Source organism: Pandoraea captiosa (genome assembly GCF_902459775.1).
In the GTDB taxonomy this organism is placed as follows: Bacteria; Pseudomonadota; Gammaproteobacteria; order Burkholderiales; family Burkholderiaceae; genus Pandoraea; species Pandoraea captiosa.
In genome coordinates this window covers 176302-199709 of record NZ_CABPSQ010000006.1, presented here as the reverse complement: position 1 = coordinate 199709, position 23408 = coordinate 176302, and the positions used below count along the sequence as shown (strand labels likewise).

General features: G+C 63.7%; 18 protein-coding genes, 1 tRNA gene and 3 pseudogenes. 12 read left to right on the top strand and 10 right to left on the bottom strand.

Features of this window, described 5'->3' with window-relative positions; genetic code table 11:
* Positions 1-25: 25 nt before the first annotated feature.
* Entirely contained in the window at positions 26-937 is a 912-nt protein-coding gene (locus PCA31118_RS17245) for a dihydrodipicolinate synthase family protein (protein WP_150626346.1), read from the top strand.
* Between the two features lie 79 nt (positions 938-1016).
* On the opposite strand, the gene PCA31118_RS17240 is transcribed toward PCA31118_RS17245, so the two are convergent.
* Positions 1017-1907 carry an IclR family transcriptional regulator gene (locus PCA31118_RS17240; RefSeq protein WP_246190286.1) on the bottom strand — a complete coding sequence of 297 codons (891 nt, stop codon included), beginning with the start codon at positions 1905-1907 and terminating at the stop codon, positions 1017-1019.
* Between the two features lie 219 nt (positions 1908-2126).
* On the opposite strand from PCA31118_RS17240, the gene PCA31118_RS17235 reads away from it, so the two are divergent.
* Both PCA31118_RS17235 and ppa read left to right on the top strand, forming a co-directional pair.
* The gene (locus tag PCA31118_RS17235; protein WP_150626345.1) at positions 2127-3302 is read left to right on the top strand and encodes an alpha-hydroxy acid oxidase; all 1176 of its coding nucleotides are present in this window, start codon (positions 2127-2129) and stop codon (positions 3300-3302) included.
* Between the two features lie 189 nt (positions 3303-3491).
* Positions 3492-4019, top strand: coding sequence for an inorganic diphosphatase (gene ppa / locus PCA31118_RS17230; RefSeq protein WP_150626344.1), 528 nt, complete (start codon positions 3492-3494; stop codon positions 4017-4019).
* Positions 4020-4213: 194 nt separating this feature from the next.
* Here the strand turns inward: ppa and PCA31118_RS17225 are convergent, their stop codons facing one another.
* Positions 4214-4816, bottom strand: coding sequence for a TetR/AcrR family transcriptional regulator (locus tag PCA31118_RS17225; protein WP_150626343.1), 603 nt, complete (start codon positions 4814-4816; stop codon positions 4214-4216).
* A gap of 52 nt (positions 4817-4868) precedes the next feature.
* Positions 4869-5483 carry an NAD(P)H-dependent oxidoreductase gene (locus PCA31118_RS17220; protein ID WP_150626342.1) on the bottom strand — a complete coding sequence of 205 codons (615 nt, stop codon included), beginning with the start codon at positions 5481-5483 and terminating at the stop codon, positions 4869-4871.
* Between the two features lie 182 nt (positions 5484-5665).
* On the opposite strand from PCA31118_RS17220, the gene PCA31118_RS17215 reads away from it, so the two are divergent.
* From PCA31118_RS17215 to PCA31118_RS17205, 3 genes are all read left to right on the top strand, one after another.
* On the top strand, positions 5666-6802 hold the full coding sequence (locus PCA31118_RS17215; protein WP_150626341.1) for a GNAT family N-acetyltransferase: 1137 nt from the start codon (positions 5666-5668) through the stop codon (positions 6800-6802).
* Positions 6803-6993: 191 nt separating this feature from the next.
* The gene (locus PCA31118_RS17210) at positions 6994-9153 is read left to right on the top strand and encodes an NAD(+) synthase (protein ID WP_150626340.1); all 2160 of its coding nucleotides are present in this window, start codon (positions 6994-6996) and stop codon (positions 9151-9153) included.
* Positions 9154-9276: 123 nt separating this feature from the next.
* A complete protein-coding gene (locus PCA31118_RS17205; RefSeq protein WP_010805431.1) occupies positions 9277-9615 on the top strand; it encodes a P-II family nitrogen regulator in 339 nt (112 codons plus the stop codon).
* 162 nt (positions 9616-9777) lie between these two features.
* Here the strand turns inward: PCA31118_RS17205 and PCA31118_RS17200 are convergent, their stop codons facing one another.
* The 3 genes from PCA31118_RS17200 to trxB form a co-directional block, all read right to left on the bottom strand.
* A complete protein-coding gene (locus tag PCA31118_RS17200; protein ID WP_044457846.1) occupies positions 9778-10398 on the bottom strand; it encodes a trimeric intracellular cation channel family protein in 621 nt (206 codons plus the stop codon).
* Positions 10399-10602: 204 nt separating this feature from the next.
* Positions 10603-11286, bottom strand: a complete 684-nt coding sequence (locus tag PCA31118_RS17195; protein WP_150626339.1) for a Smr/MutS family protein — start codon at positions 11284-11286, stop codon at positions 10603-10605.
* A gap of 214 nt (positions 11287-11500) precedes the next feature.
* A complete protein-coding gene (trxB, locus tag PCA31118_RS17190) occupies positions 11501-12457 on the bottom strand; it encodes a thioredoxin-disulfide reductase (RefSeq protein WP_150626338.1) in 957 nt (318 codons plus the stop codon).
* Positions 12458-12839: 382 nt separating this feature from the next.
* Between trxB and PCA31118_RS17185 the strand changes: the two genes are divergently transcribed.
* The 5 genes and pseudogenes from PCA31118_RS17185 to PCA31118_RS17165 all read left to right on the top strand — a co-directional run bounded on the left by PCA31118_RS17185 (position 12840) and on the right by PCA31118_RS17165 (position 19260).
* Positions 12840-15161 (top strand): DNA translocase FtsK, encoded by a 2322-nt coding sequence (locus PCA31118_RS17185; RefSeq protein WP_150626337.1) that lies wholly within the window; start codon positions 12840-12842, stop codon positions 15159-15161.
* Positions 15162-15166: 5 nt separating this feature from the next.
* Positions 15167-15823, top strand: a complete 657-nt coding sequence (lolA, locus tag PCA31118_RS17180) for an outer membrane lipoprotein chaperone LolA (RefSeq protein WP_044454834.1) — start codon at positions 15167-15169, stop codon at positions 15821-15823.
* Positions 15824-16037: 214 nt separating this feature from the next.
* A pseudogene (locus PCA31118_RS17175) lies at positions 16038-17354 on the top strand (replication-associated recombination protein A); the annotation flags it as partial.
* A gap of 393 nt (positions 17355-17747) precedes the next feature.
* The gene (gene serS, locus PCA31118_RS17170; RefSeq protein ID WP_150626335.1) at positions 17748-19067 is read left to right on the top strand and encodes a serine--tRNA ligase; all 1320 of its coding nucleotides are present in this window, start codon (positions 17748-17750) and stop codon (positions 19065-19067) included.
* 102 nt (positions 19068-19169) lie between these two features.
* A tRNA-Ser gene (locus tag PCA31118_RS17165) sits at positions 19170-19260 on the top strand.
* 79 nt (positions 19261-19339) lie between these two features.
* Here PCA31118_RS17165 and PCA31118_RS17160 read toward each other — a convergent pair.
* The 4 genes and pseudogenes from PCA31118_RS17160 to PCA31118_RS17150 all read right to left on the bottom strand — a co-directional run bounded on the left by PCA31118_RS17160 (position 19340) and on the right by PCA31118_RS17150 (position 21983).
* A complete protein-coding gene (locus PCA31118_RS17160; RefSeq protein WP_425495374.1) occupies positions 19340-20266 on the bottom strand; it encodes a TetR family transcriptional regulator in 927 nt (308 codons plus the stop codon).
* Positions 20267-20283: 17 nt separating this feature from the next.
* Positions 20284-20688 (bottom strand): annotated as a pseudogene (locus PCA31118_RS27690) (electron transfer flavoprotein subunit alpha/FixB family protein); the annotation flags it as partial.
* 74 nt (positions 20689-20762) lie between these two features.
* A pseudogene (locus PCA31118_RS27685) lies at positions 20763-21222 on the bottom strand (electron transfer flavoprotein subunit alpha/FixB family protein); the annotation flags it as partial.
* Entirely contained in the window at positions 21219-21983 is a 765-nt protein-coding gene (locus tag PCA31118_RS17150) for an electron transfer flavoprotein subunit beta/FixA family protein (RefSeq protein ID WP_150626332.1), read from the bottom strand. The pseudogene PCA31118_RS27685 and the gene PCA31118_RS17150, both read right to left, overlap by 4 nt.
* 215 nt (positions 21984-22198) lie before the next feature.
* On the opposite strand from PCA31118_RS17150, the gene PCA31118_RS17145 reads away from it, so the two are divergent.
* Positions 22199-23401, top strand: coding sequence for a thiolase family protein (locus PCA31118_RS17145; protein ID WP_150626331.1), 1203 nt, complete (start codon positions 22199-22201; stop codon positions 23399-23401).
* The last annotated feature ends 7 nt before the right edge of the window (positions 23402-23408 follow it).

Sequence of the window (23408 nt, the reverse complement as noted above, 5' to 3'; positions counted from 1 at the left end):
CTCACGATTCACGGACGTCTATTACATGCTTCGCTCCGCACAACTCAAGGGCATCTTCCCGGCGATCCCCACGCCGGTGAATGCCGACGACACGATTCACACCGACGCCGCACGTGCGCTCATGCGCTACTTGCTCGCGCAGGGCATCGACGGTGTGGTGCCGCTCGGCGGCACCGGCGAATACGGTGCGCTCTCGCGCGCCGAGCGCGTGCGCATGGCCGAGCTCACGGCTCAGGAAGTCAAGGCGCACGGCCGCGACGTGCCGGTCATCGCCGGGGTGCTCGACCCGGGATATCACGACGCCATCGAGGCCGGGCGTGACTTCGCTGCGGCCGGTGCCGACGGCCTGCTGGTGCTCACGCCGTACTACACCAATCCGACGCAAGCGGGCATTCGCGACTACTTCCTGCGCTACGCCGACGAGTCGCCGCTGCCCATCCTCATCTACGAAATTCCGTATCGCACGCGTATCGCGATCGCGCCCGAAGTGCTGCACGAACTGTCGCGCCACGAGAACATCATCGGCATGAAGGCGTGCAACACCGACATGTGGCATTTCCTGCGCACGGTGGCCGGTGTGGACGAATCGTTTGCCGTGCTCAGCGGTGAAGACACGCTTTTCCCGCTGCATGTGGCCGCAGGCGCGCGTGGTGGGATCGTGGTGACGGCGTCGCTGCTGCCGAGCGCCTGGCAACGCATCTTCTCGCTCGCCGCCGAAGGCAAGACGGCCGAAGCGCTGGCGCTGCACCGTTCGCTCATTCCGCTGATGAATCTGGCGTTCGCCGAGACGAACCCGGGGCCGATGAAGTCCGTGATGGACCTGATCGGCGTGAACGCACCCGCGATGCTGGCACCGCTCGTGCCGCCGGCGCCCGCGCTGTCGGCAGAATTGCGCGAGGAACTCAAGCGTCAGCTCGCGATTTTCGAGGGGCGTTGAGCGCGTTGGGCGGTGACCGATGTCACCGCCTGAAGGCCTGGGGCGCCAAGTGCATGAGTGCTGCCAATCGGCGAACGGACTATCGCCGGAACGTGGAGAGTCGCGACTTCGAGATCGAGGTGGCGGCCACCTGAATGTGCGGGGCGAGTTCGGCTTCTGCACGCTCGCGTGTCCAGCGCGAGGTCGGCACCGAGATGTTGATGGCGGCAACCGCATGACCGTCGTGATCGGTAATCGGCGCGGCGACCGAGATGTCGCCCATCACCGTCTCGTTCTCGACGATGGCGTAGCCGCGACGTGCCGTGATCTGAATCCGTTCGAGCAGTTTCTTTTCGTCGATGAGCGTGTACGGCGTCATCGGTTCGAGCGCGGTGCCCGAGAGGATCTCGCGCACCCGCGCGTCCGGCAGGCGCGACAGGATCGCAATGCCCGACGCGGTGAACATGGCGGGCAGGCGTGCGCCCACCACGATGTCGATATTGACCAGATGCTGGCCGGGGAAGCGCGCGACGAACACGATTTCGTGACCGTCGAGCTCCTGAAGGTTGGTCGTCTCGCCCACGCGGCGGCTGATGTCGAGCAGATAGGGCGAGGCCTTGTCGACCAGTTCGTTCGCGCGGATGTAGTTGTACGAGAACTGCAAGACCTTGGTCGTGAGGCCGTACGTCCGTGTCTCGGGCACCCGGTAGAGATAGCCGAGCGCTTCGAGCGTGTGAACGAGTCGCTGGGTCGCGCTGCGGTCCAGGTCGGCGGCTTTGGCGATATCGCCGAGCGTCATGTAGCGCGCCGGTCCGTCGAAGGCGTGCAGCACCTGAAAGGTCTTCTCCGTGGAGCCGACGAAGAGCGACGAGCGCGAGGCGCGCGAAGTGCGCGGTTCGGGCGATGCGTTCGTTGTGTCGCTCGCAGGCTGGGCGGCAGCCTCCTGCAAAGCGCGCGACGAGCGTGACGACCCGGCGGATGAGCGCGACATGGGGTGAGTGATGATGTTCGGATTGTAATGAAGATGATTGTAATGCAATTGTTTATGCGCAAGTAGCGAACTTTCCCTGATGGCGCCGTGAGCGGCACGGGGAACACGGCACGGCAATACAGCATCGGCCGACATCGGCACGAGCGCCGGCACAGGCGTCGGCACAAGCGTCGGCAAGAGGTGGCAACGGTTCGCAATAACGGGATCAGGGGGAGAGCAATGCACGCGTTTTCCTGCGTGGAGGATTACCGGCTGGCGGCGCGCCGCCGGTTGACGAAGCTGGCGTTCGATTATCTGGAAGGCGGTGCGGAAGATGGCGATGCGCTGCGTCGCAATCGCGATGCGTTCGGGCAGTGGGGATTCTCGCCGCGAGTGATGACGGATACCTCGCAAACGTCGAGCAAAACGACGTTCTGGGGCCGCGACGCCGCCGCGCCGATGGCGGTGGGACCCACGGGCCTCAACGGGCTGTTCTGGCCGCGTGCAGACGAATTGCTCGCTCGCGCGGCGGCCGACGCTGGGCTGCCGTTCGTGCTCTCGACGGCGTCCACGTCGCTGCTCGAAGATGTGCGCGCCGCCGTGCCCCACGGCGAACTGTGGCTTCAGCTCTACGTGCAACAGGACCGTCGCATTGCCGAGAGCATGATGCGCCGCGCACGTAAGGCGGGCTTTCGCACGCTGATGCTCACCGTCGACACGCCTGTGCATGGCAAGCGCGATCACGACACGCGCAATGGATTCAGGCTGCCGCTGCGTTTCACGCCGCGTCTCGTGGCGGACTGCATGCGGCATCCGCACTGGAGCTGGCAGATGCTCATGGGCGGCGCGCCGCAGTTGCGCAACATCGCCAGAAGCGTGGGCGAACGGGCGGATCTGGCGCGTCACGCGGCGATGTTGAGCCGCCAGATGGACTTGTCGCTCAGTTGGGACGATCTGGCGTGGGTACGTCGTCACTGGCCGGGCGAAGTGCTGGTCAAGGGCATTCTGAGCGTCGACGACGCGCGCCAGGCGCAGGCGCACGGCGCGGACGGGATCGTCGTCTCCAACCACGGTGGTCGGCAGTTGGGCAGCACGCTGGCGCCGGTCGAGGCGTTGCCGATGATCGTCGAGGCGCTCAGCGCCGGTGGTCGCGGCGGGCCGGCCATGTCCGTCTTCGTCGATGGCGGCGTGCGGCGCGGCGCAGACGTGGCCAAGGCCGTAGCGCTGGGGGCGAAGGGCGTATTGCTCGGACGTGCGCCGTTGTACGGCGTGGCCGCACGCGGCGCGCGGGGTGTGGCCGGGGTGCTGGAACTGATGCTGGGCGAGTTGCGCACGACGATGCAGTTGCTCGGCTGTGCGAGCGTGGACGATCTCACGCCGCAGCGGCTGGCGAGGTTGCCGGCGCTGCGTTCCTAGCGGTCGGTGCGCAGCACGACCCCGCCTGATCGTTCATCGCCGTGTCGGGCGCCACCACGGGCGGCGGATCGGGCAAACCCGCTATAATGTCCGGCGCCCGATTGCCGTCGGGCGGCGCAGCATCCGGCAGGTTGGCGGGCGTGTGCGTCGTGCGGCGGCATGCCATTTTCTATACACAGGAATGCCATCATGAGCTTCAACCACGTGCCTGCCGGTAAGGACATCCCCAACGATTTCAACGTCATCATCGAGATCCCGGCGCAAAGCGACCCGGTGAAGTACGAAGCCGACAAGGATCTGGGCCTGCTGGTCGTTGACCGCTTCATCGGCACGGGCATGCGTTACCCGGCCAACTACGGCTTCATTCCGCAAACGCTCGCTGGCGACGGCGACCCCGTCGACGCGCTGGTCGTCACCCCGTTCCCGCTGCTGGCCGGCTCGGTCGTTCGCTGCCGCGCACTGGGCATGCTCAACATGACCGACGAATCGGGCGTGGATGCCAAGCTCGTCGTTGTGCCGGTCGACAAGATTTGCCCGATGACGGCTCACATGAAGTCGATCGACGACGTGCCGGGTTACCTGAAGGACCAGATCAAGCACTTCTTCGAGCAGTACAAGGCGCTGGAGAAGGGCAAGTGGGTCAAGGTGGAAGGCTGGGAAGGCATTGAAGCTGCCCACAAGGAAATCGTCGACGGCGTGGCCAACGCCAAGAAGTAATCGACGACGCAAGCGACGATTCGGGGGCTGCATTGCCCGTGACGTCGCTGCTCGACGCCCATGAGAAACCCGGCCGATGGCCGGGTTTTCTGTTGTCCGTGCGATGGCGCGCTTGCGCGGTGGTGCGATACCGCAATACCGCAATACCGCAATACCGAGATAACGGCCAGCCGATTCGCTCACGCGCCAGCCGCTTACGACTTGTGCCGTTTGACCATTGCGATGATGGTCTGTTGCAGTTCGGCGCGCGCGTCGTCCGGCGTGATGTCGCCGGCGACGGCCGCATCGGACAGCGCATCTGCGGCGCCCAGCATGGCCCACATGGCCGGGGCCGGCAGGCCCGCCGGTCCCGCATACGGCGCCAGAATTGCGGCACATTTCGCGATGAACGTGTGTTGATACTGCCGCTTCACCGCCGCGAGTTCCGCCGATCCGCCAAGGGCGGCCAGTACGCCGGGGATCTCCCGACCCTGTGTCAGTACGCACGTCACATAGCTCGATGCAATCACGCGCGCCTTGTCCTGCAAATTGGGGCGAGCCGCCGCCACGGCATTGTCGAACACTGCCGTTTGTCGCTCATCGAAGTCACGGTACAGCGCGGCGAGCAGACCCTCGCGTGTGCCGAAGTGGTCGTATACCACCGGCTTCGTCACCCCGGCCTCGTCCGCTAGGCGCCCCAGCGTCAGCGCATCGGTTCCCGACGCGCCGATGAGCGCCCAGGCCGCGTCGAGCAACTGTCGCGTGCGCGCTTCACGTGGCAGGCGGCGGCGTGGTAGGTCGTCGGTGGCAGGACTCATGATCGGAAAAATGGGGACGGTAGGTTGGGTCGGGCCAAGGCGCGCCAGCGCCTCACCCGGTATGGGCGAAAACCCGCTGGCCGAAAGCCCGCGCCGTTTCGAGATGGGCTTCAGGGTAGCCGCTGTCCGAGGCCAGAAGCAACTCGGATGTGACGACCTGCGCGCCGCAGTAATCGAAAATCCCGTGATCGATCTGGGTTTTCATCGCGCCGAAGTAGCCGTAACGCGCCATGGTGCGCTGATCTGCGCCGCCGCTTGCGACGAGATGCACGCGCAGACGTTGCAGCTTTTTGAGCGATTTGCCGAGCGCCACGTCTTCGTACGCCCAGCCTTGCGTGAACACACGATCGATCCACCCCTTGAGCAAGGCGGGGAACGACCACCAATAGATCGGATAGACGATGACCAGCGCGTCCGCACGGTCGATCCGCGCTTGCTCCGCGGCAACGTCGGCAGGGACAGGCCCCGCATTTCGGAACGCCGCAAGATCGTCGGCAGTGAAGCGCGGATCGAACCCTTCCGCCGACAAATCGGCAATCTCGGCCGAGTGGCGCGATTGCCCTGCGCCCGGGGCCGACGACGCGGTTATCCCGTCGGCAATGCGCGCCGCAAGTGCATGGGTCAGGGAGTCCCGTTCGGGATGTGCGACGACGATGAGTGCGTGCATGGCGAGGTCCGTGAAGGAGGAGTCAATAACCTACCAATGGTAACTTACTTTTAGTAGGTTATGTTGGCATGCAACGTTTGCCTGAAGCCGCGAGCAAGTTCGGCGACAATGTCGGGCAGTACAGGGGGCATGCGGTCGTTGGATGACCGTGCGCTGCCGCCGGTTTGCAGACGAGGTGAGAAGTGAGCAGTGACGTGGTCATCCGTGTAGTGCCATCGATTGAAGACGTACCGGTCGACGCGTGGGACGCGCTCGCGGGCGATAACCCGTTCGTGCGGCACGCGTTCCTGCACGCCATGCACGAGACGGGGTGTGCGTCCCGGCGCACCGGCTGGCAACCGTCCTATTTGCTCATGCATGCGGACGACGTGCTCGTGGGCGCCATGCCGCTTTACGTCAAGTCGCACTCCCGTGGGGAGTACGTCTTCGACCATGCATGGGCCGACGCCTTTGCACGCCACGGTATCGAGTACTACCCGAAGCTGCTGTGCGCCGTGCCGTTCTCGCCGGTGACCGGGCCGCGTCTGCTCGCGCGCACGCATGCCGATCGCGTGGCGCTCGCGCGCGGTGCGATTGCGTTCGCCAGACAACTGGCGGTGTCGTCCATACACGTGCTGTTCACGCACGACGACGACCTCGCCGCGCTGACCGAGGCGGGTTACCTGTTGCGCGAAGGCGTGCAGTTCCACTGGGAGAATCCGGGCTTCGCCACGTTCGACGACTTCCTTGCGCAGATGAATCAGGAAAAACGCAAGAAGCTCCGGCAGGACAGGCGTCGCGTGCGGGAGGCAGGGGTGACGTACCGGTGGCTGCGCGGCGAGCAGATCGACGCCGCCGCGCTGGACTTCTTTTACCAGTGTTACGAGAACACCTATCGCGAGCATTGGAATGCGCCCTATCTGAGTCGCGAGTTCTTCGGGCGGGTCCACGCCACGATGCCCGACGCGTTGCTCATCGTGATGGCCGAGCGCGACGGGGCGCCGCTCGCATGCGCGCTCAACGTGGTGAGCGGCGACACGATGTACGGCCGGTATTGGGGAACGACCGATTTCGTCTCCGGCATGCACTTCGAGACGTGCTACGCGCAGGGCATCGAGTACTGCATCGCCAACGGACTGCGCAGCTTCGAGGGCGGGGCGCAGGGCGTGCACAAGATGTCGCGCGGACTGCTGCCCACGCCCACGTGGTCCGCCCATTGGATCGCGGACGAGCGGTTTGCGCAGGCCATCGAGGACTTTCTCGAGCGCGAGACGTCTGCCATGGACGAGCATATCGGCGAGCTCGAGGCCCACACGCCGTTCAAACGTCGCGCGTCCTGAACCGGGCGCGCCGGTGCGAGTCCGTGCCAGTCGATGCACCGCAATGCACCGGCCCGGCAAGTCGGGGGCTTGCGTAATATACTGGCGATTCCTACGTCCGCCGTTCGCCACGCGGGTGCGACAGCCGGACACGCGTCGGTTGCCGTGCCTGTGGCCTCACGGCACATGGGCGATGCATCGTAGCTGCCGACATGACCAACCGATTTCTCAATCTCTACAATCACGACTTCGCGCGTGTGGCCGTCGGAGTGCCGCAGTGCCGCGTCGCCGACCCCGCTTTCAACGCTGCACAGACCATTGCGCTCGCCCGACAGGCCGACGCGCAGGGCGCCGTGCTCGTGGCCTTCCCCGAACTGGGCATTCCCGCCTACAGCTGTGAAGATCTGTTCCAGCAACGCGCCTTGCAGGACGCCTGCGACGCCGCGCTGGCCGAGATCGTGGCGGCGAGCGGCGAACTGGGGGCGGCGCTCATTGTCGGCATGCCGGTGCGCGTGCAGCAGCGTCTGTTCAACTGCGCGGTGGTCATCGCGCGTGGACGCGTCCATGGCGTCGTACCCAAGACGTATCTGCCGAACTACAGCGAATTCTACGAAGCGCGTCAGTTCAACGCGTTCGATGACGCGGGCGTCGATCAGGTGACGCTGCTGGGCCACGACGTGCCGTTCGGCGCGTTGATCTTCGAGGCGGCCGATCAGCCGTTGCTGCGCTTTCATTGCGAGATTTGCGAGGATGTCTGGGTGCCGGTGCCCCCGTCGTCGTTCGCTGCGCTCGCCGGCGCGACCGTGCTGGTCAATCTTTCGGCATCGAACGTGGTCGTTGGCAAGTCGGCCTATCGTCATCAGCTGGTCGCTCAGCAGTCGGCGCGTTGTCTGGCCGCGTATCTGTACACGTCGGCCGGCCAGGGCGAGTCGACGACCGATCTCGCGTGGGACGGTCAGGCGCTCATCTACGAAAACGGCGACATGCTGGCGGAGTCGGAGCGCTTCGCCAGCGATTCGCATCTGATCGTGGCGGACGTCGATCTGGAGCGTCTGGCGCGCGAGCGCATGCATCAGACGACGTTCGGCGTGTCTGTGCGTCGGCATGCGCAGGAGGTCGAGCGCTTTCGCACGATCAAGGTGGATGTGCGCGTGCCGCGCGATGTCGAGCTGCCGCTTGCACGCACCGTCGCCCGCTTCCCGTACGTGCCGTCCGACGCGCAACGTCGCGACGAGCGCTGTCATGAGGTCTACAACATTCAGGTGCAGGCGCTCATGCAGCGGCTGGCCTCGTCGAACCTTCAGAAGGTCGTGATCGGCGTGTCCGGCGGGCTGGACTCGACGCATGCGCTGCTCGTCTGCGCAAAGGTCATGGACCGGCTCGGCTTGCCGCGCACGAATATTCTCGCGTACACGATGCCGGGCTTCGCGACGAGCGAGCGCACGCTGCGTCAGGCGCGCGAGTTGATGGAGGCGGTTGGATGCACGGCGCGCGAGATCGACATTCGCCCGAGCTGCATGCAGATGTTGAAGGACCTCGATCATCCGTTCGCCAAGGGCGAGGAAGTCTACGACGTGACCTTCGAGAACGTGCAGGCGGGCGAGCGCACCAACCACCTGTTCCGTCTGGCGAACCACCTCGGGGCCATCGTGATCGGCACCGGCGACCTGAGCGAGCTGGCGCTGGGCTGGTGTACGTACGGGGTGGGCGACCACATGTCGCACTACAACGTAAACGCCAGCGTGCCCAAGACGCTCATCATGCACCTCGTGCGCTGGGTGGCGGAGACGGGGCAACTTGGTGGCGCGGCGTCGGTCCGGCCCGGCAAGGGTGACAAGGGCCACAAGGTGGAAAAGGCGGAAAAGGCGGAAAAGGGCAGTGGCAAGGACCTGGGCAAGGACGCCGGTCAGCGTCGCAACGTGCTGATCGACATTCTCGAGACGGAAATCAGTCCGGAACTCGTACCGGGCAAGGCCAACGGCGCACCGGCGCAGCGCACCGAGCATTTCATCGGGCCGTACGAGTTGCAGGACTTCAACCTCTACTACACGTTGCGCTTTGGGTATGCGCCGCGCAAGGTGGCGTTCCTGTCGTGGAGCGCATGGCACGATGCGTCGCAGGGACGTTGGCCGGACGAAGGGCATCTGGCGCACAACGCTTACGATCTCGTGGCGATCAAGCGCAACCTGCGCATCTTCCTGGACCGGTTCTTCCGCACGAGCCAGTTCAAGCGCTCGTGCGTGCCGAACGCGCCGAAGGTCGGCACGGGTGGCTCGCTCTCGCCGCGCGGCGACTGGCGGGCGCCGAGCGATTCGGAATCGGTGGTGTGGCTGGCGGATCTGGACACGGTGCCGGACGATCCGCACGCCTGAGTCCGCGCGTGCGGGATTTCACTGAAGTCATGCCGGGGTGCGCCGTCATCAGCACGTGGCCCCGGCCCGGTACAATAGCCCGGCGAAATTGCAGAACACTCCAACCAGGATATCGAGGCGACAATGAAACGCGTAACTGCCATCATCAAACCCTTCAAGCTCGACGAAGTTCGTGAGGCGCTGGCCGAAGTCGGCGTGACCGGCCTGACCGTCACGGAAGTGAAGGGATTCGGCCGTCAAAAGGGCCATACCGAGTTGTATCGCGGCGCTGAGTACGTGGTCGACTTTCTGCCGAAGATCAAGATCGAGGTCGTGGTGAGCGCAGCGCAGGCCGAGCAGGTCATCGACGCGGTGCTGGGCGCTGCCCGCACCGGCAAGATCGGCGACGGCAAGATCTTCGTGACGGACGTCGAGCGCGTGATTCGCATCCGCACGGGCGAAGAGGGCGAACAGGCGGTGTGATGGCTGCCCGTTAGTGCCTGTGAGTGGCCGCAAGTGGCCGCAAGTGGCAGTCAGGCGGCCCGTCAGGGCACTCCGGGACCACTCGGAACAACGAAGGGCGACGGCCGCGCGAGCGGCGTCGCCCTTCGGCGTTTTGTTGGCGTGGCATGCAGCCGACCGCGATCAGGACTTGAGTCGTACGTCGAACGCCACGGTGATCAGTCGCACGAAGATCACGGAAAACGCGCTGATCGACAGCGTGTAGACGGGGTCGAGGTCGGCATAAGTGAGCGCTATGTAGATCCATCCCCCGATGAAGGCGCATACCGCATATGGCCGGGTGTCGCGCAACACGAGCGGTACCTCGTTGCAGAGAATGTCGCGAATCACGCCGCCGCCCACGCCCGTAATGACGCCCATCATGACGGACATGAACGCGGACATGTCGGTTTGCAGCGCCAGCGACGTGCCGGAAGCACTGAAGAATCCCAGCCCGATGGCATCGGTAATGAGCAGCACGCGTTCGGTGGCCACGCGCGAGACGAGCTTGAGCACGGCCGACGTGGACAGCGACAGCACCAGGATGATGACCGAGTACCACTGATGCTGTACCCAGTAGAAGGGACGGTGGTCGAGCAGCACATCTCGCAACGTGCCGCCGCCAAAGGCGGTGGCGAAGGCCAGCACGAAGGCGCCGACCGGATCGAGGTGTTGTTTGCGGGCTTCGGCGAAGCCGGAGATGGCGCACGACAATACGGCGATGGCCTCCATGATGGCCAGGATCGTATGCAGCTGGGCGCTCATCTCGTGAATCATCGGCGAATCCTGTCAGGGGGCCGCACGCGCCGATTCATGCTTTAACGCACGAATACGGTAACGCGACCCCTCATAAAACGTCGTGATCTGCGGCGGAAATTCCAGTGTGGCGTGGGCATCGCTCCCATGCGCGCACCGTAGCGGCATCGGTCGGCATCGGTCGGCATCGGTCGGCATCAGGTCGGCAGGGTGTCAGTCGCCCGCGCGAGACGCTCTGGACTGCGAAGCCTGCAGCAATACTACCAGCGCACCTCCTCCGCCGTCGCGTCCTTGCGCCTGCGCCCATGCCAGCACTTCGTTCTTCTGGGCGAGCCAGCCGCGCACCTTGTCCTTGAGCACGGGCTCGCGGTTCACCGACCCCAGGCCCTTGCCGTGGATGACGCGAATGCAGCGCAGGCCTCGCTTGACGGCGTCATGCAGGAAGGCGGAAAGCGCTTCGCGGGCTTCGTCGCGACGCATGCCATGCAGGTCGATCTGCGCCTGCACCACCCAGTCGCCGCGTTGCAGCTTGAGCACGGCATCGTGGCTGATGCCGGGCCGACGGTACGAGAGGCGGTCGTCCGTATCGAGCAGCGCCTCGGGGTCGAATTCGTCGGACAGGGATTCGTGCAACACGGCCGCTTCGTCTTCCTGCGTCTGGCGCGCGACAGGGTCGGGCGGCAAGCGCGGATGTTCGACGCGATTGACCGAACCCTTACTGGTGAGCGGCGCAATGTCGCCAATGCTGTCGCGGAACACGTTGGCGTCGCGCCTGGCCTGGGCGGCGCGCTTCTCGGCGGCAATGCGCTCGGCTTCGCGGGCCGCGCTCTGGCTGGCAAGCGCGTCGCGCAGGCCGTTGAGATCGCTGAGACTGAGTTTCGGTGGCTTCTTGCTCATGGTCGTGCGAACAAGGTGGAGGGGCAGTGCAGATGATAGCGGGATATCGCACGCTATCGAGGACTATCGAGGGCAGGCAGGGACTGGTGAGGGCGAGCGGGGCCGTCAGACGGCGTCAGGTGCGGCCCAACGCTATCGCCCGTCCAGACGATCGCGGCGCCCTGGCTGCATGACGATCACGCAGCCGGGGCGCCGCTGCAGGGCGCGTGCGTGCTTACTGGTCGAGGTTTTCGAGGTAACGCTGGGCGTCGAGCGCGGCCATGCAACCCGTGCCGGCGCTGGTGATTGCCTGACGGTAGATATGGTCCTGCACGTCGCCGGCAGCGAACACGCCCGGCACGCTGGTGGCGGTGGCGTTACCGTTCAGGCCGCTGTGCGTGACGATGTAGCCGTTTTTCATTTCCAGCTGACCGTCGAAAATGTCGGTATTCGGCTTGTGGCCGATGGCGATGAACACGCCGTGCAGCGCGATGTCTTCGTGTGCGCCGGTCTTCGTGTTCTTGATGCGAACGCCGGTCACGCCGCTGTCGTCGCCCGTCACTTCGTCGAGCACGCTGTCGTACTTCAGTTCGACCACCCCTTGCTTGGCCTTTTCCAGCAGACGGTCGATCAGAATCGGCTCGGCGCGGAACTTGTCGCGACGGTGGATCACGGTGACCTTGCTCGCGATGTTCGAGAGATAGAGCGCTTCTTCCACGGCCGTATTGCCGCCGCCGACCACGCACACTTCCTTGCCGCGATAGAAGAAGCCGTCGCAGGTGGCGCAGGCCGACACGCCGCGGCCGGAGAATGCTTCTTCGGACGGCAGGCCAAGGTATTGGGCCGAAGCGCCGGTGGCGATGATCAGGGCGTCGGCCGTGTACTCGCCGGAATCGCCGACCAGACGCAACGGGCGCTCGTTCAGATGCACCGTATGAATGTGATCGAAAATGATCTCGGTGTTGAAGTGCTCGGCGTGGGCCTGCATGCGGGCCATCAACTCGGGGCCCTGCACGCCGGTCGGGTCGCCGGGCCAGTTCTCGACGTCCGTGGTGGTCATCAACTGACCGCCCTGGGCGATGCCCGTGATCAGCACGGGGTTGAGGTTGGCGCGCGCGGCGTACACGGCGGCGCTATAGCCGGCGGGGCCGGAACCGAGAATCAGGACTTTGGCGTGCTTGGCAGCAGACATGGAACTCACCGGAAAGGGGATGGGCGCTGGCGTCGGCTCGCCCACTGCGTTGGCCCGTAAAGGGGCTGCCGAGGGGGAGATGACGCAAACCGCCATTATAAGGGGGCGCCGTCGTTTCGTTGATGGAGCTTGGCAATCGCCCCGATAGCATGGGGTGTTGCCGTTCCGGGAAACGGAGCGACGCAGGGCGTCAGGGGGCATCAACGGGAATCAGGTCGCGACAGGTGGCGGCGGGCGGCGCCAGGGAGGAGGCCGCATCGCCCGGAAAGCCGCGGCGTTACTGCTTGTCACCTTTTCGTGCAAATGCGAATGTAATAGTTGTTTACAATGGAGCCTTGCCGCGCGGCAGGCCGCCCGTCTGCCCGCCCAACCGCATGGCTTGATGACGACGAAATCTTCCTACTCTGCTGGTGCCGGATCGTCGTTGCCCAACCGGGTGACGCACCTTTTCCATGAAATCCGCTGGATGGCGCAAGTTGCGCTGATGGTGTTCCTGTTGATGGCGTTGTTCTCCTACAGCCGTCTGGACCCCAGCTGGACACATGCGGCGCACGTGGAGCGTATCTCCAACTGGGCAGGGCGCGTCGGCGCGTGGGTCGCCGACATGTTGCTGCTCATGCTCGGCCTGTCCGCGTACTGGCTGGTGGTCTTTATCGCCCGGCGCGTGGTCTCGGGCTATCGCCGGATCTCGGCCAGGCGCGAGGCGCCGCCGCTGCGCGAGCGTCTGGCCAGCGGCGGATGGGTGGAGATCGTCTCCTCCCTGATGGTGCTGCTCTCGAGCGCGGGCATCGAATCCCTGCGTCTTTACCGCCTCAAGGCCCAATTGCCGCGCGGCTCGGGCGGCGTCATCGGCGAGACCGTCGGCGGCTTCTTCCAGCATGCGTTGGGTTTTACCGGCGGCACGCTGGCGCTGTTGCTCATCTTTGCCTTTGGACTGTCGCTCCTTTTCCATTTCTCCTGGTTGTCGGCCGCCGAGAAGGTCGGTGCGGTGATTCTCGATACCGGTACCGTGATCCGCCGCCGCCGCGAGGCGCGCCAGGACCGTCGTCTGGGCGAGGAGGCGGCCATCGCACGCGAAGGTGCCGTCGTGCAAAACCGTGTGCGCGCGGAAGTGCACGAACCGGTGCAGATCGTGCCGCCGGTCAAGGTGGTCCCCAAGAGCGAGCGGGTCGAGAAGGAAAAGCAGGCACCGCTGTTCGCCGATCTGCCCGACTCCATCCTCCCGCCGCTGGCGTTGCTCGATGCCGCGCCGGTGGCGCAGGAGACGGTCTCGGAAGAGACGCTAGAATTCACGTCGCGCCTGATTGAGAAAAAGCTCAAGGATTTCGGCGTCGAAGTGAGCGTGGTGGCCGCCTATCCCGGCCCTGTCATCACGCGTTACGAGATCGAACCCGCCACCGGCGTGAAGGGCAGCCAGATCGTGAATCTGGCGAAGGATCTGGCGCGCTCGTTGTCGCTCGTGTCGATTCGCGTGGTCGAGACGATCCCCGGCAAGAACTACATGGGGCTGGAGTTGCCGAATCCGCGTCGTCAAACGGTGCGGATGACGGAAATTCTCGGCTCGGAGGTCTACAACAGTTCGTCGTCGCTTCTGACGCTGGCGCTCGGCAAGGACATCGGCGGCAAGCCGGTCGTGGCGGATCTGGCCAAGATGCCTCACCTGCTGGTTGCCGGTACCACCGGTTCGGGCAAGTCGGTGGGGATCAACGCGATGATCCTGTCGCTGCTGTACAAGGCGACGGCCGAGCAGGTGCGCCTGATCCTGATCGATCCGAAGATGCTCGAAATGAGCATGTACGAAGGCATTCAGCATCTGTTGTGCCCGGTGGTCACGGACATGCGTCAGGCGGGGCATGCGCTGAACTGGGTGGTCGCGGAGATGGAGCGCCGTTACAAGCTGATGAGCAAGCTCGGCGTGCGCAATCTGGCCGGATACAACAACAAGATCGACGATGCGGCCAAGCGCGAAGAGCACATTCCGAATCCATTCTCGCTGACCCCGGACGAGCCGGAACCGTTGCAGCGTTTGCCGTACATCGTTGTTGTGATCGACGAATTGGCCGACCTGATGATGGTCGTCGGCAAGAAGGTCGAAGAGTTGATCGCCCGGATCGCGCAGAAAGCGCGTGCGGCGGGCATTCACCTGATTCTGGCGACGCAGCGTCCGTCGGTGGACGTGATTACGGGCCTCATCAAAGCCAACGTGCCCACGCGGGTGGCGTTCCAGGTGTCGTCGAAGATCGACTCGCGCACGATTCTGGACCAGCAGGGCGCCGAGACGTTGCTCGGCATGGGTGACATGCTCTACATGCCGCCGGGCACCGGGCTGCCGTTGCGTGTGCATGGGGCGTTTGTGTCCGACGACGAGGTGCATCGCGTGGTCGAACGGCTCAGGGAACAGGGCGAAGCGAACTACGTCGAGGGGATCCTGGACGGCGCGACCGAAGGCGAAGACGGCGGTATCGACGGCGCAGGCGCAGGAACCGGCGAGGGGGGCGGTGAGTCCGATCCCCTGTACGATCAGGCGGTGGCCGTGGTGCTCAAGCAGCGGCGTGCGTCGATCTCGCTGGTGCAGCGTCATTTGCGCATCGGTTACAACCGGGCGGCGCGTCTGCTCGAACAGATGGAACAGTCCGGCGTCGTGTCGGCGATGGCGAGCAACGGCAATCGGGAAATTCTGGTGCCGAATCGCGAGGGAGAATAAGGAACATGCTGGGATTCAAGCGCAGTTTGCCGCTCATGGTGGGCGCGGTGGGTGTCACACTGGCAGCGATGGTTGCACCGGTGTATGCGAGCGGCACGGCACAACTCAAGGCGTTCGCGGCGCAGGTGAAGTCGGCGCGCGGCGAGTTTGAGCAGAAGCAGGTGAAGCCGCAACAGGGGCAGGACGGCGCGATGAAGGTGACGAACAATGCCTCGGGCACGTTCGAGTTCTCGCGTCCCGGTCAGTTCGTCTGGCATTACACGAAGCCTTACGACCAGTTGTTGCAGGCGGACGGCACGACGCTTTATGTCTACGACAAGGATCTGAATCAGGTCACGGAGCGCAAGCTGGGCGACTCGCTCGGCGCGAGCCCGGCGGCGATTCTGTTCGGCAGCAACGACATCGAGAAAAGCTTTTCGCTCAAGGATGCCGGCGTGAAGAACGGCATCGACTGGGTGGAGCTCAAGCCCAAGTCGCAGGACACGCAGTTCCAGCGCGTGGGCATCGGTTTTCGCGATGGCAATCTGGCTGCGATGGAGCTTTACGATGCGTTCGGCAACGTGACCTTGCTCACGTTCAGCAATATGCAGAAGAATCCGTCGCTGCCGGCGGGCAACTTCAAATTCACGGTGCCCAAGGGCGCCGACGTCATCAAGGGATAAGCCGGCGCGACCCCGATCCCACGGATTCCCCATTGTTACCGGGAAGCGCAATACCGGCGATACCGGCGATACCGGCGGTACCAGCGGTAGCGGCGATAGCGGTGATGGCGGCATTCCCGGCATCCCCGACGGGTTGGCCGACGGGCTGGCATAATGGGGACATCTGATTATCTGACTGCGGCCGGGGATTCCCCCGGCCGCGCTGCTTGAGAACATGCCAAACGACGCCCCACTGTCGGCTTCGGTGCCTTTGGCCGAGCGCCTTCGCCCCCATACCATCGACGATGTGATTGGTCAGCGTCATCTGCTGGGCAAGGGGAAGCCTTTGCGCGTCGCATTCGAGGCCGGTCGTCCGCATTCGATGATCCTGTGGGGACCGCCGGGCGTCGGCAAGACGACGCTCGCCCGCCTGATGGCGGACGCCTTCAAGGCGTACTTCATTGCGTTATCGGCGGTGCTCTCCGGGGTCAAGGACATTCGCGACGCCGTCGAGGCCGCGCAGATTCAGCGCGCGCAGGGCAAGCAGACGGTCGTGTTCGTCGACGAGGTGCATCGCTTCAACAAGGCCCAGCAGGATGCATTCCTGCCGCACGTCGAGTCCGGTCTCTTCATCTTCGTTGGCGCGACGACGGAGAACCCGTCGTTCGAAGTCAATGGCGCATTGCTCTCGCGTGCGGCGGTCTACGTGCTCAAGAGTCTGAACGACGAAGAGCTCGGCGAGATGGTCACGCGCGCAGCGCACGAGTTGGGCGACATCGTTTTCACTGACGAAGCGCGTCAGGGGCTGATCGACTCGGCCGACGGCGATGGCCGCAAGCTGTTGAACAATGTCGAGATCGTGGCGCAAGCGGCGATGTCGCAGGATCTGGAGATCATCGACGAGGCGTTGCTTGCCAGCGTACTGGCCGAGAATCTGCGTCGTTTCGACAAGGGCGGCGACGCGTTTTACGACCAGATCAGCGCGTTGCACAAATCCGTGCGCGGCAGTTCGCCGGACGGCGCACTGTACTGGTTCTGCCGCATGCTTGACGGCGGCGCCGATCCGCGTTACCTGTCGCGTCGCATCGTGCGCATGGCGTGGGAGGACATCGGTCTGGCCGACCCCCGCGCCGCACGCATCGCACTGGATGCGGCCGAGACGTACGAGCGTCTCGGTACGCCCGAGGGGGAACTGGCGCTGGCGCAGGCGATTCTTTATCTCGCGTCGGCGCCGAAGTCGAACGCAGGCTACAACGCGTACAACCAGGCGCGTGCCTTCGTCGGCAAGGACAAAACGCGGGCGGTGCCGATTCACCTGCGCAATGCCCCGACGAAGCTCATGAAGGAACTCGGCTACGGCCACGAGTATCGGTACGCGCACGATGAGCCCGATGCCTACGCGGCCGGTGAGACGTATTTCCCTGACGACCTGCGGGCGCAGAACTGGTACCGTCCGGTGCCGCGCGGGCTGGAGGGCAAGATCGGCGAGAAGCTCAACTGGCTGAAGTCGCTCGATGCCGAATGGCGTCGCGCGAATGCCAAGGATGCCAAGGGACGAAAGATGGGCGACGGGCCCGCCAGGGCGCCGGGCGCCGAGAGCAAGTCGTCGTCATCCACTGCCACGAAGACGCCGCCAGCGGACACAGGGGAAGACGAGTCCGCCTGAGACACTGACTTAGGCGCTGACCCTGGCGCTGGCTCGGGGCCGAAAGTTGCTGAACGAGACGCCGGTCAGTCGGCTTGGCGAAGTCCCGTTCGAAAGCCCGCACGAAATCCCGCACGAAAGCCCCTTCGAAGTCTCGATAAGCGTCAAATGACGTCATGGGGCTGCGCGTTTGGTAAAATCGCGCCATTGCCGTTTTGCGCGACGAGAAACCGCGTCGGCGGCGGCCAACACACAATTCATGGCTCACTGACGTGGGCCGCTCACCAAAGATTTCCCACCATGCTCGACATTCAACTTCTTCGCAAGGATCTCGACGGCGTTGCTGCGCGACTCAAGGCGCGTGGCTTCTCGCTGGACGTGGCGGCGTTTGCCGCGCTCGAAGCGGAGCGCAAGCAGATCCAGACGCAAACCGAGGAGCTTCAGGCGCGTCGCAATGCGCTGTCGAAGCAGGTCGGCATGAAGAAGGGCAAGGGCGAGGACGCTTCTGCCGAGATCGCCGAAGTCGGCGGTATCGCGGACACGCTCAAGGCGTCGTCGGTGCGTCTGGAAGAGATTCAGACACGGCTGTCGGATTTGTTGCTGGGTGTGCCGAACCTTCCGCATGAAAGCGTGCCGGTCGGCTCGGACGAGACGCAGAACGTCGAAGTGCGCCGCTGGGGCACCCCGCGAGAATTCGACTTTACGCCGCGCGATCACGTCGATCTGGGCGCGGCGCTCGGTCTGGATTTCGATGCTGCCGCGAAGCTTGCGGGTGCACGTTTCTCGGTGATGAAGGGTGGCATTGCGCGTTTGCATCGGGCGTTGGCGCAGTTCATGCTCGATACGCACACGAGCGAGCATGGCTACACGGAGACGTACGTGCCGTACATCGTGAACGCGGCGTCGATGCGCGGCACGGGCCAGTTGCCGAAGTTCGAGGACGATCTATTCAAGGTGCCGCGCAAGGTTGGCGGTGGCGATGAGGGTGAGCGCATCGAGAACTTCTACCTGATTCCGACGGCGGAAGTGTCGCTGACGAATCTGGTGCGTGACGAGTTGCTGCCGGGCGATGCCTTGCCGTTGAAGATGGTCGCGCATACGCCGTGCTTCCGCTCGGAGGCGGGCAGCTATGGCAAGGACACGCGCGGCATGATTCGTCAGCATCAGTTCGACAAGGTCGAGTTGGTGCACGTGGTGCGTCCGGAGGAGTCTTACGATGCGCTTGAGACGCTCGTCGGTCACGCCGAGACGATTCTGAAGAAGCTGGGCTTGCCGTTCCGCACGCTGGTGCTTTGCACGGGCGATATGGGTTTCGGCAGCGCGAAGACGTACGACATGGAAGTCTGGATTCCGGCCCAGAACACGTATCGGGAGATTTCGTCGTGCTCGAACATGGAGAGCTTCCAGGCACGTCGTATGCAGGCACGCTATCGCAATGCACAGGGCAAGCCGGAGCTGGTGCACACGCTCAATGGTTCGGGCCTGGCGGTGGGACGCGCGTTGGTCGCGGTGCTGGAGAACTACCAGAACGCCGATGGTTCGGTGACGGTGCCGGAGGTGCTGCGTCCGTACATGGGGGGCATTGAGCGACTCGAACCGGCGACGCAAACGTCGAAGTAAAAAACTTCGAAAAAGGGGTTGCTGAAAAAAGAAATTCGGCTATAATCTCTTTCTCGCTGCTTGAGGCCACTCAGGCAGCGAACCAAAGCAGAAAGAACGCTTGGAGAGGTGGCAGAGTGGTCGAATGCGCCGGACTCGAAATCCGGTATACGGTTATACCGTATCGTGGGTTCGAATCCCACCCTCTCCGCCAAGCACACAATGAAGCCCTTGATCATTCAAGGGCTTTTTTGTTTTCTGCGTCGGCGGATGAACGAGATAACGGTAGAGGTTCACTCCACCGACATGTATGGCGTGTGGAAATCCATCCAGTCGTAGGACTCGTTCGACCATGCCCAACAGTTCGTCACCGGCGAACGTCCCGAAGTGGCAGAAGCGGCAGAAGAGACAGACGGGCGTACCGTCGGCGACGCGCCGTGGGCCGCCGCAGCCGTAGGCTGCCGTTCGTACGTTGGTGCAGATGCAGTAGCGCGTTCGTTCATATTCCTGATTCCAAATACCGGTTTGCCCCGAATCGTGGCGGGGGAAGTGAGATCGCCCTCTCGAGTGACGGGATCTCTTGAGTAAAGGCGCTCGATCAACGCGAATATCGTGTTCAGGCTGCGAATGCCGTCACACGGCGTCACCACGTTCGGCAGGCGCAGCGTGTCATAAACAATGCCGGAGAACTGGGAGTGAATGAGCCGTGCAAACGCCCGTGCGTCGAACGTTTCCACCATTTGCCTCAGGGCCACGGCACGCTCAAGCGCTCGCGTGATGTGCAGAATCGCCTTCTCCGCATTGGCGCGCACCAGCTCAACCGTTTTGACTTCGTCGCCAATGAACTCGCTCTTGTTGAGCAGGATTTCGGCCATCCGACGTCGACGAGCATCCGTGCTCAGCGATTGCAATGCCGACACCAAAACGTCGCGCAAAGACCGAAGGACGGTGTCATCCCGACTGTCGACACAAGTGTCCAGAGCGTCGTAAATCGGATCCCACGCGCGACGAAACATGGCGTCGAAAACGTCGTCCTTGCTGCGGAAGTGCACGTAAATTGCGCCACGCGTCAAGTTGGCGTTCCTCGCAATGTCATCGAGCGTCGTTTTGGCTCGCCCTTCCAGTGCGAAGAGCGATTCCGCGCTGTCAAGTATCGCTTCGCGAGTGATCGACGGTTGTCTTTTGCGTCGCGCCGAGCGCACTGTCTCATCAGCAAACATTTCCATGTCGATCCGGGTCAGCCACCCAGCCCTTGCACCATTTCCGGAACGGCGGAGAAAAGATCGCCGACCAGCCCATAGTCAGCCACGCCAAAGATAGGTGCTTCGGGATCCTGATTGATGGCGACGATGACTTTCGACTCTTTCATGCCGGCCAGATGCTGGATGGCGCCGGAGATCCCGACCGCGATGTAAAGGTCCGGCGCGACCACTTTGCCGGTTTGTCCCACCTGGTAATCGTTCGGCGCGAAGCCGGAATCCACTGCTGCGCGAGATGCACCCAACGCGGCATTCAGCTTGTCGGCCAGCGGTGCGAGAACGTTCTCGTAATTTTCCTTGCTGTTAAGTCCCCGTCCGCCTGAAACCACGATGGCGGCAGACGCCAACTCCGGACGCGTGAGCTGCGCGATTTCGCGTCCCACCAGCTTGACCTTGGCGCACGCCGCTCCGGCGGAGAGCGTCGAAATTTCCGCGGTGCTGTCCCCCAGGCAAGCGACATCGAACGCTGTCGCGCGAATGGTCAGCACTTTGATCGCGTCAGATGATTTCACCGTGGCGATGGCGTTGCCCGCATAGATCGGACGTTTGAACGTGTCGGGCGAAATCACGGCAATGACATCGCTGATCTGTGCGACGTCGAGACACGCGGCGATACGCGGCATCAGGTTCTTTCCGTGTGCGCTCGCCGCAGCCAGAACGTGCGTGTACTGTCGCGCGATGTCCAGAACCGTGTTCTGCAGATTCTCTGCAAGTCCGTCGCAGAGATGCTCCGCATCCGCGACGAGGACCTTGCTGACGCCGGCGACGCGACCGGCCTGTTCGGCAACGGCGGCGGTCCCGCTACCAGCGATCAAGACATGAATCTCGCCGCCGATGGCCTGGGCTGCCGAGATGGCGCTGAGCGTTGCGGGCTTTACCGATTGGTGATCATGCTCTGCGATGACGAGTGTTGTCATTTTCCGATTTCCTGGATGACTTTGGCTTCCGACTTCAACTTCTGGAGCAACGTGGTGACGTCAGGGACCTTGATGCCGGCGCTACGCGACGGCGGCTCGGAAACACTGACGGTGGTGAGCCGAGGCGTGACGTCCACACCAAGCTCGTCGGGCGTGATCGACGCCAGCGGCTTCTTCTTCGCCTTCATGATGTTCGGCAGGGTGACGTAGCGCGGCTCGTTCAGACGAAGGTCGGTCGTCACAACGGCGGGCAGTTCAACGCAAAGGGTTTCGGTGCCGCCGTCGACCTCGCGGCTGACGATCGCTGCGCCGTCGCTGAATCGGATCTCCGATGCGAACGTTGCCTGAGGCATGTCGGCCAGTGCGGCGAGCATTTGCCCGGTCTGATTCGAGTCGTCGTCGATGGCCTGCTTGCCGCAAATGACAAGGGACGGCGCTTCCCGATCCACCACTTCCTTGAGTAGTTTCGCGACGGCAAGCGGCTGAAGATCCGCGTCGGTTCTGACCAGAATGGCACGGTCGGCCCCCAGGGCCAACGCGGTGCGCAGCGTCTCCTGCGCCTGATCCGGACCGCACGACACCACGATGACTTCGGACGCGACGCCGGCTTCCCTGGCTCTGACGGCCGCTTCGACGGCGATTTCGTCGAAAGGGTTGACCGCCATCTTGACGTTGGCGAGGTCCACGCCCGAACCGTCCGGTTTGACGCGTGCTTTGACGTTCGGGTCAATTACCCGTTTGACGGGCACCAAAATTTTCATCCCACGACTCCCAGTTCACGAACGGGCTCCTTAGACCCGGTGCGCCAACTTTAGGGCGGGCATTGCGGTGCAGCATCGTCCTTGTGGACTAAGGCGGAGCAGGCATCTTTAACCCATTCGCGGGGATAGTCTCAATGGACGATGACGCATGGATCGTCCAGTTCCAGTATTCGTGCAACTGCTGCGTCGTTGCAGCGCCGAATGCAAGGAACGCTATGAGAGAAGCTGTCGTTGTCGCCACTGCACGCACCGCCATCGGAAAGGCTTTCCGTGGGGCCTTTAACGACACGGAGGCCCCATGGCTGGGCGCTCACGTGACGCGCGCCGTCGTTGAGCGCAGTGGTGTGGAGCCCGAACTTATCGACGACGTTGTCCTCGGGGTCGCAGCACAGCAGGGCACACAGGGATACAACCTCGGGCGTCTGGTCGCGCGAGCCGCCGGCCTGCCCGAGACGGTTCCGGGCGCGTCGGTGGATCGTATGTGTTCTTCGGGACTGATGGCCATCTCGATGGTTGCCAAGAGCATCATGTGCGGTGAGCTCGATATTGCGGTGGCCGGTGGCGTCGAGTCGATATCGCTCACGCAGAACAAGCACAAGAACGCTTACCGTGCGCGATCGGCAGCCGTGCTGGCGATGGATCCCACCGCCTATATCCCGATGATCGAAACGGCTGAACTCGTCGCGAGCCGCTACGGTATTTCCCGTCAGGCGCAGGACGAATACGCACTGTCGAGTCAGCAGCGCGTCGCATCGGCGCAGCGAGACGGTTTGTTCGAACCGGAGATCATCCCTGCCGACGTCGAGAAGCAATTGTTCGACAAGGAGGGCAATCCGAGCGGGAAGTCGAGAGTGGTTCTTGGCGCGGATGAAGGCAATCGTGCAGACACGTCGATGGCGTCCCTCTCGCTGCTCAAGCCGGTGTGGAAGGACGGCGAATGGGTCAGCCAAGGTGAATTCATCACGGCGGGCAATTCAAGTCAGCTCTCTGACGGGGCTTCGGCATGCCTGCTGATGAGCCGGGACGAAGCGAATCGCCGCGGACTCAAGCCGCTCGGCGCCTACCGCGGATTTGCGGTCGCGGGATGCCGGGCCGACGAGATGGGCATTGGTCCCGTCTTTGCCATTCCGAAGCTTCTGAAACGTCATGGTCTGAGCGTCGCGGACATTGGGCTCTGGGAGCTCAACGAGGCTTTCGCATGCCAGGTGATCTATTGCCGCGACCAATTGGGAATTCCTTCGGAGCGGCTTAACGTCAACGGCGGCGCGATCGCCATCGGCCATCCCTTCGGTATGACCGGGAGTCGACTGACGGGGCATGCACTGCTTGAGGGAAAGCGCCGTGGTGTGCGGTATGTGGTCGTTTCGATGTGCATCGGCGGTGGCATGGGCACCGCGGCACTGTTCGAAATCGACTGAGGCGACA

Bases quoted from the DNA above. Each gene is read 5' to 3' on its own strand.
- PCA31118_RS17245 (WP_150626346.1), top strand. From the start codon at position 26: ATGCTTCGCTCCGCACAACTCAAGGGCATCTTCCCGGCGATCCCCACG.
- PCA31118_RS17240 (WP_246190286.1), bottom strand. From the start codon at position 1,907: ATGTCGCGCTCATCCGCCGGGTCGTCACGCTCGTCGCGCGCTTTGCAG.
- PCA31118_RS17150 (WP_150626332.1), bottom strand. From the start codon at position 21,983: ATGAAAATTTTGGTGCCCGTCAAACGGGTAATTGACCCGAACGTCAAA.
- PCA31118_RS17200 (WP_044457846.1), bottom strand. From the start codon at position 10,398: ATGAGCGCCCAGCTGCATACGATCCTGGCCATCATGGAGGCCATCGCC.
- ppa (WP_150626344.1), top strand. From the start codon at position 3,492: ATGAGCTTCAACCACGTGCCTGCCGGTAAGGACATCCCCAACGATTTC.
- PCA31118_RS17220 (WP_150626342.1), bottom strand. From the start codon at position 5,483: ATGCACGCACTCATCGTCGTCGCACATCCCGAACGGGACTCCCTGACC.
- PCA31118_RS17235 (WP_150626345.1), top strand. From the start codon at position 2,127: ATGCACGCGTTTTCCTGCGTGGAGGATTACCGGCTGGCGGCGCGCCGC.
- PCA31118_RS17205 (WP_010805431.1), top strand. From the start codon at position 9,277: ATGAAACGCGTAACTGCCATCATCAAACCCTTCAAGCTCGACGAAGTT.
- trxB (WP_150626338.1), bottom strand. From the start codon at position 12,457: ATGTCTGCTGCCAAGCACGCCAAAGTCCTGATTCTCGGTTCCGGCCCC.
- PCA31118_RS17210 (WP_150626340.1), top strand. From the start codon at position 6,994: ATGACCAACCGATTTCTCAATCTCTACAATCACGACTTCGCGCGTGTG.
- PCA31118_RS17225 (WP_150626343.1), bottom strand. From the start codon at position 4,816: ATGAGTCCTGCCACCGACGACCTACCACGCCGCCGCCTGCCACGTGAA.
- PCA31118_RS17160 (WP_425495374.1), bottom strand. From the start codon at position 20,266: ATGTTTGCTGATGAGACAGTGCGCTCGGCGCGACGCAAAAGACAACCG.
- PCA31118_RS17195 (WP_150626339.1), bottom strand. From the start codon at position 11,286: ATGAGCAAGAAGCCACCGAAACTCAGTCTCAGCGATCTCAACGGCCTG.
- lolA (WP_044454834.1), top strand. From the start codon at position 15,167: ATGCTGGGATTCAAGCGCAGTTTGCCGCTCATGGTGGGCGCGGTGGGT.
- serS (WP_150626335.1), top strand. From the start codon at position 17,748: ATGCTCGACATTCAACTTCTTCGCAAGGATCTCGACGGCGTTGCTGCG.
- PCA31118_RS17185 (WP_150626337.1), top strand. From the start codon at position 12,840: ATGACGACGAAATCTTCCTACTCTGCTGGTGCCGGATCGTCGTTGCCC.
- PCA31118_RS17145 (WP_150626331.1), top strand. From the start codon at position 22,199: ATGAGAGAAGCTGTCGTTGTCGCCACTGCACGCACCGCCATCGGAAAG.